The 14,203-nt window shown below is 65.1% G+C and carries 9 protein-coding genes; 4 read left to right on the top strand and 5 right to left on the bottom strand.

Going from position 1 to position 14,203, the window contains the following annotated elements; all coding sequences use genetic code 11:
• Positions 1-119 precede the first annotated feature (119 nt).
• Genes K8R92_01985 through pilM form a run of 3 tightly spaced genes read right to left on the bottom strand, consistent with a single transcriptional unit; the run spans position 120 to position 5,613 of the window.
• Positions 120-2,060, bottom strand: a complete 1,941-nt coding sequence (locus K8R92_01985; GenBank protein MCE9618662.1) for a hypothetical protein — start codon at positions 2,058-2,060, stop codon at positions 120-122.
• Positions 2,057-3,445, bottom strand: coding sequence for a hypothetical protein (locus K8R92_01980; GenBank protein MCE9618661.1), 1,389 nt, complete (start codon positions 3,443-3,445; stop codon positions 2,057-2,059). The genes K8R92_01985 and K8R92_01980 overlap by 4 nt, the downstream gene beginning before the upstream one ends.
• Positions 3,442-5,613 (bottom strand): type IV pilus assembly protein PilM, encoded by a 2,172-nt coding sequence (pilM, locus tag K8R92_01975; GenBank protein ID MCE9618660.1) that lies wholly within the window; start codon positions 5,611-5,613, stop codon positions 3,442-3,444. Before pilM ends, K8R92_01980 begins: the two co-directional genes overlap by 4 nt.
• 256 nt (positions 5,614-5,869) lie before the next feature.
• Here pilM and K8R92_01970 point away from each other — a divergent pair, with 256 nt between their 5' ends.
• Entirely contained in the window at positions 5,870-7,144 is a 1,275-nt protein-coding gene (locus K8R92_01970) for a S1 RNA-binding domain-containing protein (GenBank protein ID MCE9618659.1), read from the top strand.
• Here K8R92_01970 and K8R92_01965 read toward each other — a convergent pair.
• On the bottom strand, positions 7,141-7,779 hold the full coding sequence (locus K8R92_01965) for a hypothetical protein (GenBank protein ID MCE9618658.1): 639 nt from the start codon (positions 7,777-7,779) through the stop codon (positions 7,141-7,143). The two genes, K8R92_01970 and K8R92_01965, sit on opposite strands and share 4 nt — an antisense overlap.
• Before the next feature lie 22 nt (positions 7,780-7,801).
• Positions 7,802-9,190, bottom strand: a complete 1,389-nt coding sequence (locus K8R92_01960) for a hypothetical protein (GenBank protein ID MCE9618657.1) — start codon at positions 9,188-9,190, stop codon at positions 7,802-7,804.
• 100 nt (positions 9,191-9,290) lie between these two features.
• On the opposite strand from K8R92_01960, the gene K8R92_01955 reads away from it, so the two are divergent.
• Genes K8R92_01955 through K8R92_01945 form a run of 3 tightly spaced genes read left to right on the top strand, consistent with a single transcriptional unit; the run spans position 9,291 to position 14,191 of the window.
• Entirely contained in the window at positions 9,291-10,703 is a 1,413-nt protein-coding gene (locus tag K8R92_01955) for a dipeptidase (protein MCE9618656.1), read from the top strand.
• A gap of 46 nt (positions 10,704-10,749) precedes the next feature.
• The gene (locus tag K8R92_01950) at positions 10,750-13,236 is read left to right on the top strand and encodes a hypothetical protein (GenBank protein ID MCE9618655.1); all 2,487 of its coding nucleotides are present in this window, start codon (positions 10,750-10,752) and stop codon (positions 13,234-13,236) included.
• A gap of 13 nt (positions 13,237-13,249) precedes the next feature.
• The gene (locus K8R92_01945) at positions 13,250-14,191 is read left to right on the top strand and encodes an ABC transporter ATP-binding protein (protein MCE9618654.1); all 942 of its coding nucleotides are present in this window, start codon (positions 13,250-13,252) and stop codon (positions 14,189-14,191) included.
• Positions 14,192-14,203 lie beyond the last annotated feature (12 nt).

Raw genomic sequence — 14,203 nt, 5'->3', positions numbered from 1 at the left:
AGCCGATTTTCATCGCTTCCACGAGGGCCGGAGCCTTTGGGGAAGACCGACGATTGTAGTGATGTTTCAAAGGCTGTCAACCCACCCAAAGGCGGGGAAAAGCAGGGAGAACCGGGCTATTACTCGCCGCCGGCCTGGCCTGAGGATTTGGCCACGGGCTTGGCGGTTTTGCCGTCTTCCACCAGCCCCTTGAGCGTGAGTTGGTCGGCGTCCAGCTTTTCGCGGGTCGGATAGCGGATCTCGAATTGGCCGGAACCATCGCGCCGGCTGAGCACGACTGCAGGAAGCGTAGGCCGCTGCTTTTCGGGGGAGGCGTTGGGATCGTCGACGATGTCCACGATGAACCAGCCCGAGTCGATCTCCCTGCCCGGGCCGTCGCTGGAATCGCCATCCGACCGGTCCTTGACGTGGAAGATGAGAGGCTGGCCAGGCTCGAAGGATTGCTTGGGATCCATCGACTGCCAGAGCCCGTTCTTGAGCACATACACGCTGAACGAGGCGATCTGCCGCACACTTGGCGCGCTGGGCTCGCCGATGACTCCCCCGTCCGCGAAATACATGGCCTTCATCGGCACGCGCACCGGGGCGGACCATTCGCTGAATTTCGTCGGGATCGTCACGTTGTCGGAGAGTTTCTTCTGCTGCTCCACCAGCTGTCGCTTCTTGCCGAAGAAGGGGTTGTAGATTTCAACGCGGCATCGGTAGCGATAGGTTTTGCCCAGCGTCGCGGTCAGGTCGTGCGTCCAGACATCGATGAAATCGAGATCCGCCTGTGTCGCAGGCCTCTCAACCGGCTTTTCGGCGCCGGACTCGACCGGTTTCGTGCTGTCGATGCCCAGTTCCGTTTCCAGTCGCTTGACCTTCTTGCGGAGGTTTCTGGTTTTCTCGGTCAAGACCTTTCGCTTGCTCTTGTCCTTGCCCGCGCCTCCGGCGTCACCGGTCGGCGGTCCGGCGGCGCCGGCGCCGCCCTTGAGGCCGCCGCCCGCTCCGCCTCCACCGCCCCCGCCTGAATCGCCGCCTGCACTCTGCTTCTCTTTCTTCTTGGTTTCGGCTTCCTTGCGGGCAATGTCGTCGTCCCACTCGCCACCCGCCGCCTGCAGATCCTTCTCGAGCGTGATGAGCTCCTCCTTCAACTTCTCGAGCTCCTGCACCTTTTTCTTGTCGGCGGTGGGAGCCGGAGTCGGACCGCTCGTGGGCTTCTGCTGGGCATCGCTCTTGCTGCTGTTGTGCAGTGTGGGATAGAAATCGGGCTGGCGGATCTCGTTTTCGATGGACTTCTCGCCGCGCATGCTGAGAAAGATGGCATTGGGACTCAGATCCTTCTGATCACGGAAGGTTTGCCGTCCGAACATGGTCGGGACGACAACCGGGCTCGCCCAGGATCCGTCCAACTTCTGCTCCTGCCGCTCGAACACGACATCGATGAAATAGACGGCGTTGTTGCGCCAAGTCGGGGGCGCGGCGAGGCGTGGCGGGCTGGCGGATTTGTCCTCCCTCGCCAGTTCGCTTCGGATGGCCTTCAGGTCCACGCGCGCCGTGGGCCGCGTCCAGATCACGTCCAGGCTTCCGGGGTCGGGCTGCGAGGCGAGGAATTTCTTGAGCGGCTCGTTCTTGGAGACCGCGTCGGGCTCGAGTGCGTCGCCATACCAGGCGATGGGATTGAGCATGGTCGCCGCGCCGAACTGCGGCTCGAAATACCAGTTGTCCCCGAGGCGCTCCTCGGGCGTCATGGCCGCAGCCAAGCTTGGGGCGTTCTTGCGAAGCTTGGGGACGGGCGAAACGCCCAACTGCAACTGTGCCGCGTAGGATTTTTTCGCGGTGCCGGCCTCGAAGGCGTCGAACTGCAGACCGATCTCCGATGATTTTTGCTTCTTGTCGAGGCTCTCGGCCTGCTTGGAGAGAAGTTGGTTGACCTGGACCGGAGTCACGGCGGCGTTTGGACCCATCTTGACCGCGCTGGGGTCCATGAAATCCCAAACCAAGTAGGAGCACATCAAAACCGTCACCAGCAGCGCGGCGGCTTTTTCAAAGTGCTTTTCGACGAAGGAAATGCCTTTCATGATTTCGGTGCCTCGGCCGGGGGTTTGCCATCCGTGGCCGCGGGTTCGGTGGCGTCCGTCGCGGGCTTCTCGATGCCGCGCGTCCCCAGCACCTTCTTCACGCCGGCGGGCATGGACACCGTGGTCCAGTCCCGGAGCCAGACCGTCTGCAGGGTCATCGAGACTTCACTGCAGGGCTCGGTGCCGTAAATGTAGCCCAGGCGCGCCGCTTCAAATGTGTTCGCCGGGACGAGCTTCAATTGCGTCACGGTCATGAAATTTTCCCTCGCGAAGGCGTCCAGGACCTTGGGCAGGTCCGTGGTCGCCACGATGAGTCTCAGGCGCACATTCCGAATGTCGTAGAGCTGGCAGGTCTTGAGCCCCGTGAAGGAGATCTTGTAATCGCGGGTGATTTCCGTCGCCGGAGCGATGGGCTCACCCGCGGCATCGACGGTCGCCGCGCCCTCGGCGGGAGCCGCGGCCTCGCCGCCCGCGGCGTTGGCGGCGCCGGCGATCGCGATGGGGTCGATTCGAATGCTGATGATCCGCTTCACGGGCGCGGAAATCACGCCATCTTTCACGCCGGCGTTGGCTCGGGCGACCGCGCGGAAGATGTCGTCCATCACCCAGAGGTCCCACTGCCACATGAAGCAGGCGTCGACTGAAATTGCTCCCTTTGAGGGCGGCAGCCGGACTGCACCGGGATCGAGATACACCGAAGTCTCGCGGGCCCGCTCGCCCAGCACGGCGATTCGCGCCTTGAGCAACTCCGCGTTCAGGTCCGCAAGCTCCTTGGCATCAGTCACCTCGGCGCGGTTCTTCTTCTTGAGGGTCGTCTGGATGAAGGCCGACTCGCGGCGCTGCACTGCTTCGAGCACATCCGCGGAGGCGGGCGGCTGCCCCGTCCGGTACTCCTTCAACAGGGTCTGGTAGGCCGGTCCAATGGCCGGGAAAAAGATCTCGTCGATCAGCTGCTCGTCCTTGGGATCGGGCTTGGGGAAGACGACCCGGTCGGTCTTGACGATGTCGCGATTCTTCCGGTTGTATTCCAGGGCCTCGAGGTAGACCCCCTTCACCTCGCCCTCAAGCGATTCATTCCGCGCCTTCAGGGCCTCGATCAGGGTCGGATTCAAGCTGACGGTCTCCGTCCGCGGCTCCCCCACCGGGCTGCGCACAGTGACAGAGGCTTTTTCCAGGGCGAGAAGTTTCTCGAATTCCTTGCCGCGCTTCGACATGGTCTCCTGAATGGAATCCTTGATGCCGGCGCGGAACCACCAGGCCCCCACCGGTACCACGATGATCAGCAGCGCGGAGGCAATCAGAACGCCGCGGCGCTTGGCCATGGCGACCACCTTGGAGAAGTCGATGTTCTTCAGCGCCGCGAGGTCCATCTTGGGCATATTCATGGGGCGGGCTGTCCTTCAGGCTTCTTTGCGGGAACCTCGGATCCGTCGCCTTTCTTGGCGGCGCCATCCTTGATCTCAACCGTGAAGACGATGGATCCGTGGTAAACGGTCATGCCAGGGCCGTACACCGAGGGTTCGTTGGGAATCGGCGCCAGCTTGTCCAAGTCGGCGTTGCTGGCCGATGCGGTTTCCAAGGGTTCATTGGTGGCAGCTTCGGGGTCGGCCTCGGGGGTGGTTGTCGGATCCGCCGATGGAGCCTTCGGACTTCCCATCATGCCGGCGCCGCCGCCCTTGGTCTTGAGGTTGCCGCTGCTGGTCGTCACCGTGTCGCCGAGGTTCTTGCGCCGCCCGGTCGCGCCGGAACCGCTGGAGGATGAGCCCTGGCTCGAGGTGGTGCCCGACGCTGAAGTGGTTGTGCCCGTCGAAGCGTCGCCGACGACATCGGTGTCGGGTGCATCCGTGCCGTGATTGTCCTTTGCATCGGGGGCCTTGTCGCCGCCGGCCATCTTGACGGAGGTCAACTCTCCCTTGATCGCGATGGAATCCGGAATGATGACGTAGGGAACCTTGTCGCCCCGGTCCGAATTGTCCCGGAGCCATTTCTGAACGGAGTCCTTGAGGAAGGTCTTCTTCCCGTCGTTGGCAAACTCGATGTCCATCGTGACCTGGATGGACCGCTTGTTGCCGGCCTCGTCGAACTTGTACTCGCCGGAGAGATGCTCAAGCACGATGCGCTTGCGCTCGCTCGCGGGGATCGCTGCGATCTTGGCGGCGTCGGTCAGAGTCACCTCGTCGGTGGGGTTCGCAGAGAGGGTGGCCTCCACCGCGTCGTTGACGATGCAGGGCCAGATCTTCCGGTCGTTGAGGAGCCGCTCCATGTTCAGCGCGGTCGAACCGACTTCGCCGGCGGAGTTTGCCGCCTTCAATTGGTTCTGCAGCTGCTCACCTTTCTGGATGACCAGAGACACCTTAGAGACATCTCCGGAGTCCAGGAACTGCCGGTCAAGGGTCGGCGCCACGTACATCGCCGCCGAACCGATCACTGCAATGCTGACCGCGGCGATGAACCACTTGCTCTTGGCCGCCCAGACCTTCTCCCGCAGCCCGCGGATCGGGGCCAGGTTGACGCTGATGCGGCTCAGGCCGATGCCCTGGAGCGCGAGCCCGTAGGCGGTGACGAAATTCACTGAATTGGCCGCAAAATCGGCGGCTTCGCGGCCCTCGACGCGGATGCGCTTGAATTCATCCATGCGCTTGATGTCCACGTTGAGCTGCTGGCCGAGGAACTTGCGCAATCCCGGGATGCGGAAGGTGCTGCCCACCGCCAGCACCGTCTCGAGCGGGCTCTCGCGGTGGTTCATCTGGTAGTGGCCGATCGATCGCTGCACTTCCTGCACCAGGTCTCCGAAAACCGGTCGCATGGCCTGCATCATTTGGCGGGCGTACTTGCTGGTGGCGCTCTCCGCCTTCAGCCGGTCGGCCTTGCCGTAGGAGATCTGGAAGGCGCTCTGCAGCGCGTCGGTGAAATGGGTTCCGCCCAGGGGGAAGGTCCGGATCCAGCAGCGACTGCTGTCGGCGACCACCACATCGCTGGATTGGGTGCCGATGTCCAGCACCACCACCGGCTTGTGCTCCGCGGGCAGGGCAAGGTCGTAGGAAACGGCGTTGAAAACCGCCAGCGGCCCGAGCGTGACAATCTCGGGGCGGATGCCGAACTCGGCATAGAGCGTGAGCCGCTCCTCGATGCGCTGCTTGGTGATGGCGAAAATGCCCACTTCCACCTCAGGATTGTCCGGGGTGATGAAGGTCTGGTAGTCCCACTCCACATCCTCGATCGGGAAGGGAATCTGCTGCACCGCCTCGAACTTCACGATGTTCGGGATCATCTTCGGCTCCACCGGCGGCAGCTTGGCGAAGCGCGCCAGCGCCGAATGCCCGGGCACGGAGATGACGATGGTCTGATCCTCGAGGTCCTTGGCCGCGACCAGCTGGCTCAGGGTGAGCCGGGTCATCTCGGCGATGTCCAAGTCGGGCGTGGTCAGCGGCTTGTTGTGCGGAATGCACGCGAAGTCGGTGATGGCGGCCTCGTCGCCGTTGCGCTCCAGGCGAACGGCCTTGATGGCGTGCGCGCCGATTTCGATGCCCCAGGCGGATTTATTCTTGGCCATGCGGTTGCGATTTCCTGGTTGGGTTCGAAGTCCGTTTCAAGATCGAAGTCGTGTGGGGTGTGGTGAGGGAAGGGTCGGGCGAGGGGCTTCTCAATCGAGGCGGGTGAGGACGGGGAATATACCTCTTGAGCAGACCTCTTGGACAGCGGGTGTGAGCTTGCGGAAACTTTACGCACCCCCGGGACGAACTGTTGCCTGAAGTTGCCCCCAAAGTGGCCGAATAGCGGATACGCTTCGGATGCATCCCGGAATCACCATGTCCAACCCGCCCATCGAGCCCTCCCAACCGCCCGCCACCCAGTCCGCCGCCTCGAGCCGCGTGGACGATCTGCTCGAGCAGGAAATGGCCCAGGCGCTGGCCGGACTCAGCGAAAGCGACCTGCTGGGAATCTCCAGCGAGAAGAAATCCCTGCCCAAGGTGAAGGGCGATGGCCACACCCGAACCGGAACCATCATCCGGGTCCAGGGCGGCGACGTGATGGTCGAGTTCGGTCCCAAGAGCCAGGGCGTCTGTCCGCTGAGCCAGTTCGAGACCCCACCGGAAGCCGGGACCGTGATGGATTTTTCGGTGGAGCGCCTCGACGCCTTCGAGGGCCTGCTGATCCTGTCGCGCATCGGCATGCGGGCCAAGCCCCAGTGGGACAACCTGCAGGTGGGACAGATCGTGGACGCGCGCTGCGTCGGCATGAACCAGGGCGGCCTGGACATGGAGGTCGCCCATCACCGCGCGTTCATGCCCGCGGGCCAGGTCGACCTGCGGACCGTGCCTGACATCAGCATCTTCCTCGGTGAGAAGCTGCAATGCATGATCATCGAGCTGCGCAAGGAGCGCGGCCGCATGGTGCTCAGCCGCAAGGCGGCCCTCTCGGTCACACGGCGCAAGGAACAGCAGAAAACGCTGGAGGAAATCGAGCCCGGGCAGATCCGCGAGGCGACCATCTCCAGCCTGCAGCCCTTCGGTGCCTTCGCCGACATCGGCGGCGTCGACGGACTCATCCACATCAGCGACCTTGCCCACGAGCGCCTGAAGAACGCCTCCGACGCGGTGAAGGTGGGCGATGTGGTGCGGGTGAAGGTGATGCGCGTCGACCGCGCCCAGAAGCCGCCGCGGATCTCGCTGAGCCGCAAGGAAGTGATGGACGATCCCGTGGTGGGCAAGTTCGAGACGCTCCAGGCGGGCGAGACCGTCTCCGGACGGGTGACCAAACTTGCCGAATTCGGTGCCTTCGTGGAGCTTTCCCCCGGCGTCGAGGGTCTGGTCCACATCAGCGAAATCAGCCACGACCGGATCTTCTCCGCGGACAAGGTGCTCAAGGTGGACCAGGTGGTCACCGCGAAGATCCTCTCGATCGACGCTCCGCGGCGGCGCGTGAGCCTGTCGATCAAGGCCCTGCTGGACCGACCCGCCCCCGCTCCCGGTGCCCATCAAGATCGGCAGCCCGCCAAGCCCACCCGCGAAGATGACCCCGCAATGCGGAAGCTGCGCTTGAAGTTCGGCTCGACCAGCGCGCTCAAGGGCGGCTTGTCCTAGAGATCGGGTTCGCCGCGCTCCTCGCGACGCTGCGAGGGCCGCCTGGGTTTCGCCAGCATCTCCTCCAATTGCAAAAGTGTCTTTTGCTGAATCGGCCGGCCGTGGCGCAGATCGAGCCCGGGATGCGTCAGCTGCTTCGGCGGACATCGCGTCAGCGTGAGCGGAGCGAATTCGAACGCGGAGTGAACCTGATCGAGCATGCCGACGCGCGACGCGAGCGAGCGCACTTCCGGTTCGGGGAAGCCGCCGCGCACCAGCGCGTCCGCGATGCGATGGATCGGCGCCTCGCCGACGAAGCGCAGATGAACCTGCGGATCGGCGTCGAAGTGCCCGTCGCATGCACGACCGATGAGCGCCACGCGGGCGCCGGGAAAATCCCGTTCAAGCCGTCGGATCAGGTCAATGATGGCCACCATCCGCTGATAGCGCCGATCCTCGTAGCCCTGGTCGCCCAGGCTTTCCCGCGCCAGGCCCTCGGCGTGGAGCCGAACCCGATCGACCGAGGGCGGCGTGACGCTGCGCGAGAGACCCATTCGATCGATCGCCTGCGCGATGGCGTCTTTCACGGGGATATTTTGATCCTGCGCCATCATGCCTGCGGCGCGGCGGGCAATCTCATCCTGCAGGTCGCTCACGCGCGCCCCCGGTCTCGCGGACTCACGGACGTTGATCTTGGCGCGATCCCGCCACCGTGCCCGGCTCCCACAGATCGTCGAAGGGCTGGTCGTCGCAGGTCTTTCGAAGCGCCAGATAGGCGGCCGTGGCGACCGCCCAGAACGCGGCGAAGCAGGCTCCCGCGGCGAGGGCCTTGATCACGGTGATCCACATTCCCACGAAGCCGGAGGCGATCGCGCCCGTGAAACCGAACGTCCGGATCGGCGCCACATCGTCGGGCTGCAGCAGCCGCACCGCGGCGAGGCCTGAGAGCGGGCCGTCGCCCGCCGTGATGCCGACGAAATTGGAGGCCAGCGTGAGCGTGGCCATGGCGAAGAGATCGGAGACGAAGATCACCAGCGAGATCCCCAATGCCGCCATGAGAAGGTAGAGCAATCCCTGCAGCGGGCGGCGCAGTACATAGGCCACGGTGCGCTGGGCGGCCTCGAGTCCGTCGCAGCCCTCGCACGCCGAAGCCGCCACCGCCAGCGGCATGCAGAAGCCCCAGGGAATCAGGGCGATGGCGGCGAAGAACGCCAGCACGATCACCAGCCCGTAGGCCAGACCCGCGGCAATGTCCAGCAGCGGAACCCGGCTCAACCATCCGAGCAGGGCCGCGACGGGAAGAAGGACGGCCAGGGTCAGCAGCGGCCAGAGCGGCACCAGGGAGTGATTGACCCAGCGCGGCTTGATAAAGGCGAAGGCGTCGGCCGCCGAGAGCTTGGTCTTGCCGGCAAGATCGACGGCGGCCATGCGGCAGAGGGCGGCGCCGCCGGCGCCAATCGCGATCAGGAACGCGATGCCAAAGATGAAGCAAAACCAGCGGTCCTCGCGCCAGCACGCCAGCGGCAGCTCGATGAAGAGATTGGCAAAGGCGGTCACCGCGATCGCGGGGCTCACCGTTAGTACTCCCAGCGCAAGCCCGTCCACGCAGCGGCCAACGGCGGTAGCGAAGGAATCAAAGGTGCCCTTGAGCCGGTAGGAATCGATCCGCTCGAGGGCGCGGCGAATTCCATCGGCTTCCGTTTCGGATGCCGAAGCAAGGCGATTCTGCAGCAACCCGTAGACGGTTTCGATGTCAACTCTTCCGCGACCCTCGATGTCGGCGGGACGCTGCTCCGGGGTCAAGTAGTCAAGGGCCGCGCGGCGGGCGACATCGGAGGCCACGGCGGAATTGATCGAGCTCCGCGCGGGAGCCAGCAGGCCCGTGGGCTGGATCACCGGCCCGCGCAGTGCGTCGTAGAAGCGCCCCGTCACCGCCAGCGCCAGAAGAATGAAGGTGGCGGCCAGCAGCCGCGAAGGCTGGAACGCGCCGGTGGCCGCGGAAAGCACCCTTGGAAACACCAGCGCCGATCGAAAGTCAATCTGATCCACCACCACGCGGTCTGCCATTTTGATTCTCCTGTTGCTCGAAGGACCTTCGGCGGCGGATGCTAACCCATCCCGGCGCGGGAGGTTTCTCCTTTGGCCGGGCGCGGTTAGCCTCTGCCGCATGAACGTCTCCACTCCCGGACAACTCGACAGCGTGCTCGCCCGAACCGACGCCAACCAGCCCGCGGGACTCGCGCGGCTCACCGATTTCCTGAGGATTCCCAGTGTGAGCACCGATCCGGCCTTCGCCAAGGAAGTCCGCCGCGCCGGCCAGTGGGCCTCCGACATGCTCAAGGAATGCGGCTTCGAATCGCGCCTTGTCGACACGCACGGACATCCGATGGTGCTGGCCAAGCACCCCGGACCCAAGGGTGTGACGGCGCCGCGCGTCCTCTTCTACGGCCATTACGACGTGCAACCCGCCGATCCGATTGAGCTCTGGAAGAGCCCGCCCTTCGAGCCCGCGATCGTGGAGGGCCCGACGGGCAAGCGCATCGTCGCCCGCGGCGCGGTGGACGACAAGGGACAGGTGATGACCTTCCTGGAAGCGCTTCGCGCCTGGCACACCTGCGCCGGCGGCCCGCCCTGCCCGGTCACGGTGATTCTGGAAGGCGAGGAGGAATCCGGCAGCGAAAGCCTGGAGCCTTTCATGACGAAGTACGCCAAGGAACTCGACGCGGACATCGCCATCGTCAGCGACACCGGCATGTGGGACATCGACACGCCGGCGATCACCACCATGTTGCGCGGTCTGGTCTACATCGAAGCCCGCTTGAAGGGGCCATCGCACGATCTGCACTCGGGCCTCTACGGCGGCTCGCTTTCCAATCCGATCAACGCGCTGGCGCGGATGATCGCCAGCCTGCACCACGATGACGGACGCATCGCCATCGAAGGCTTCTACGACCTGGTGAAGCCGCTGCCCGACCGCATCAAAGCCCAGTGGGCAAAGCTGGGATTCAACGAAAGCGAATTCCTCGCCGCCGCCGGCGTGAGCAAGGGGTTCGGCGAGCCGGGCTTCTCCGCGATGGAGCGGACCTGGTGCCGCCCGACCTGCGACTGCAACGGCATCAAGGGCGGTTACCAGGGCGAGGGCGCCAAGACCGTGATCGCCTGCGAGGCGAGCGCCAAGATTTCCTGCCGTCTCGTGGCGGACATGGATCCCGAGGTCGCCTTCAAGAAACTTTCGTCGCATCTGCAGGCGCGGGTGCCCGCGGGGTACACGCTGGAGATCAAGGCCTTCGGCAAGAATCCGCCGATCCGGGTCAAGGATGAGAGCCCCTACCTCTCCGCCGCGGAGCGCGGCTTGAAGAAGGTGTACGGAAAAAATCCGGTGTGCATCGGCAGCGGCGGCAGCATTCCGGCCGTCGGCTCGATCCAGCGGATTCTCGGAGTGGAAAGCCTGCTGGTCGGATTCGGTCTTGACGACGACCGCGTCCACAGCCCCAACGAAAAGTTCGAGCTCTCCTGCTTCCGGCGCGGCGCGCTGAGCCACGCCGCGATTCTGGCGGAGCTCGCCGGGCTCCGGCCGTAAATCACCGATGGGTTTCCTCCGTTCCAATCGCCTGAGGCGGATCGCGATGGCGCTGGCCCTGTGCGCCGCGGCGCTTCCCGCGCAGGCCGACGAAGTGGAGATCCACGTCGAGCGCTTCGGCGCCTGCAACGCCTACCGACCGGGGGACATGACGGGTCTGCGACTGCGGCTCCGCAGCGACCTGCCCGACCCGACCTCGGCGATCGTGCAATGGGAGGTCGAGAACGCCGACGGCGATGTCGCCTCATATTGGCGCGAAGTCACGCTGCCGCCGGCGCAAAATGTTTCGCGCTGGCTCTATGCCAAGCTCCCTCCTTCGTCAGCCGCCGCGCTGGCGGGACACATTTACTCGGTGCGCGTCTTCGAGGCGGACCAGGGCCGCCGCGTCCGACCGCTGGGGGCGATTCGATTCACTCCCGCGCAGGCCGAGGAGGCCTCGCTTCCCATCGAGGCCAATCAGGATGTGATCGCGATCGTGGGTGACGGCCGCATGGGGCTGGATGACTTGGCCGCAGTTCCGCCCTCCTTTGGCTTCGTGCCCAGCATGAACTCGCTGACGCTGGCGGCTCGCGGCGTCTCGCCTGCGGATTTCCCCGACCGGTGGGAGGGATTGTGGAGTTTCAACGAGGTGATCTGGTCGCAGGCGTCGCCGCAACTGCTTGCCGGCGACCGCGCCGCGGCGCTGCGCGAATGGATTTCACGCGGCGGATCGCTTGTCATCACGTTGCCTTCCAGCGGCAACCCCTGGTCGATCGGCGGCGGCGCGGCGCACTTCCTCACCGACCTGCTTCCGGCCAAGGGCATGGTCCAGGTCGACGGCGTCCCGGTCGAGTCCTTGCTGCCGGCGCTCTCCCGCGCCACAGAATTGCGCCGCGAAAATATGCGGGTGCCGATCTACGTCTTCGATCCGAAGTCGCTCAGCGCGCCCTGGAAGCCGCTGGTGGGTCTGCCTGATCTGAGTGCCTTCCCCGGCGCCGGGGAAATCCTGAAATGGAACGGCCGCGGCAGCATCGTGGCTCGGCGCTCCTTCGGCCACGGCAGCATCACGCTGATCGGCGTCGACATCGACTCGCTGCACCGCGGCGGCTTTGCCGCTGAATCCCTGCCCCAGGTGGACATCTTCTGGAACCGCATCCTGGGCCGCCGCGCCGACGCCATGAGCGTGAACGATTTTCAGCGCCTCCAGGAGCACAAGCCGCCGAGGCTTGCGATCGCGCGGCAATACGACGAGTACGACTGCGGCCAGGGCGAACTGGTTTCAGGCCAGATCGGTTTGCAGGGGCGCGCCGCCGGCGGCGTGCTGGCGACGCTCGGGCTCTTCATTTTCTACTGGCTGCTGGCCTGTCCCGTCGCCTGGCTGGCGCTGCGCAAGAAAAAACTGGAAAGGCTCTCGTGGATGGTCTTCGCGGGCGTTTCGCTGATCGCCTCCGCCGTCGCCTATGGAATCGGCGGGATGCTTGGCACCGCAGCGACCGAGCTTCGACACATGACGGTGCTCGACGCCATCGGCGACGCCTCTCCCGCGGCCGCCGGCGGAGCGACACCGGTCCGCGCCTCGGTGTGGCTCAGCGCGCTGCTTCCTGGATTCGGCCAGTCCGAGGTGGCCATGGCGCCGGAGGCCGGCCCGCGAAATGTTCTGGCCACGTGGTCGCCGCCGCCCTCGGGGAGCGGCCTTCGCTTCCCCGACACCGCGCGCTTCGACCAACCCGTTGATGATCCGGCGCGGATCGCCCTGCCCTCCCGCGCCACCACGAGCGACTTCGAGGCGCGATGGATGGGGTCGCTGCCCGCGACATGGGGATCGCTTCCCGCGCCGGTCGAAGGGAAACCGGTCACGGCGACCGCGACCACTTCCAGTCGCAACCTGATTTCACTGAGCGGATCGCTCACGCACCGATTGCCCGCGGCGCTGAAGAACGTGACGCTGATCCACGTCTCGCCCTTCCGCTTCGCCACGCCGAAATGGAACGGCGACGCCAAGCTCAGCCTGAAGCCCAGCGCCCCGCTTCCCAACGCGGGCCGCTGGATGATGCCGCCCGGAGATTGGAATCCGGGCCAGGAGATCGACCTCGCCAAGGTGCTCTATCAGAACGGACCGGTCGATCCCGGGAAATTGGATTCCGACTCCCTCACGAAAGCGCTGCTCGAACGCTATCAGCGGCCGCTGCTGAAGAACTCGCAACGCAATCTTCCGATCCGCAGCGGCGACGTGTTCGGCGCCGAACGCTGGCAAAGCGACATGACCATGCTCTCGCTCTACCAGATGCTCGAGCCGCCCGCCTACCAGATGAATCCCCCCGACGCGCCGACGCCCGTCCGCGTCACCCGCGACCTCGGCCGCTCGATCGACCTTTCGCGCTGGCTGACCCAGCCCTGCCTGATCGTCATGGGAACGCTGGAGAACGTCGCCAGTCCGGTGCCCTTCACCCTCAAGGGCGCGGCGCCGGAGAGCCGCGGCGACGTGCTGGTGCGCATCGTCATCCCGCTGCCGGAGGATCCCGCCCTCTTCGCCTTCCCCCTTCCCGTACCCTGAGAACACTGTGGCGATGATCGAGACTGTCAACCTGACGAAGAAGTACGGCGAGCTGGTCGCGCTGGACAACCTCAACCTCTCCATCGCGGCGGGCGAGTGCTTCGGCTTCATCGGGCCCAACGGCGCCGGCAAGACCACCACGATCAAGATCCTGGCCACCCTGCTCAAGCCCACCTGGGGCGAGGCCCGCGTCGACGGCAAGACCATCGGCTACCAGAACAACCTGATCCGCCCGCTGATCGGCTACGTGCCCGACTTCATGGGCGCCTACGAGGAGATGACCGTCTGCGAGTACCTGGAATTCTTCGCCTCCTGCTACGGCATCCACGGCAAGGAGCGCTTCAAGGCGGTCCACGACGTCCTGGAGCTGACCGACCTCAAGTCCAAGTCGATCACCGAGGTCAACGGCCTGAGCCGCGGCATGCAGCAGCGGCTGAGCGTGGCCCGCGTGCTGCTGCACAACCCCAAGGTGCTGCTGATGGACGAGCCGAATTCGGGGCTGGACCCACGGGCCCGCATCGAAATGCGCGAGCTGCTGAAGGAGCTGCTCCGCATGGGCAAGACCATCCTGATCTCCAGCCACATCCTGCCCGAGCTCGCCGAACTCTGCACCAGCGTCGGCATCATCGAGCGCGGCAAGCTGGTCTACGCCGGCAGCATGAAGGATGTCATGTCGCGGGCGCACCGGGGAACGCTGGTCAAGATCGCGGTGGACGAGCGCCCCGAGGCCGCCGCCGAATTGCTGCGCAAGGTGAAGGGCGTGAGCATGGTCGAGCTGAAGCAGAGCGAGGGGCGAACGCGCATCGAGGTGACGCTCGACTCGGAGGCGGGGCTTCCGGTGAGCGACCTGCCCAACCGCCTCGTTGCCGCGGGCTTTCGGATAAATTCCCTGCAGCAGGCGGAGGCCGATCTCGAAACGGCCTTCCTCCGCCTCACCAAGGGGCTGGTGGCGTAAAGTGGGGATCCT

This window comes from Planctomycetota bacterium, from assembly GCA_021414025.1.
Classification (GTDB): Bacteria; Planctomycetota; Phycisphaerae; order Phycisphaerales; family SM1A02; genus SYAC01.
This window is presented reverse-complemented; position numbering and strand designations above follow the sequence as displayed.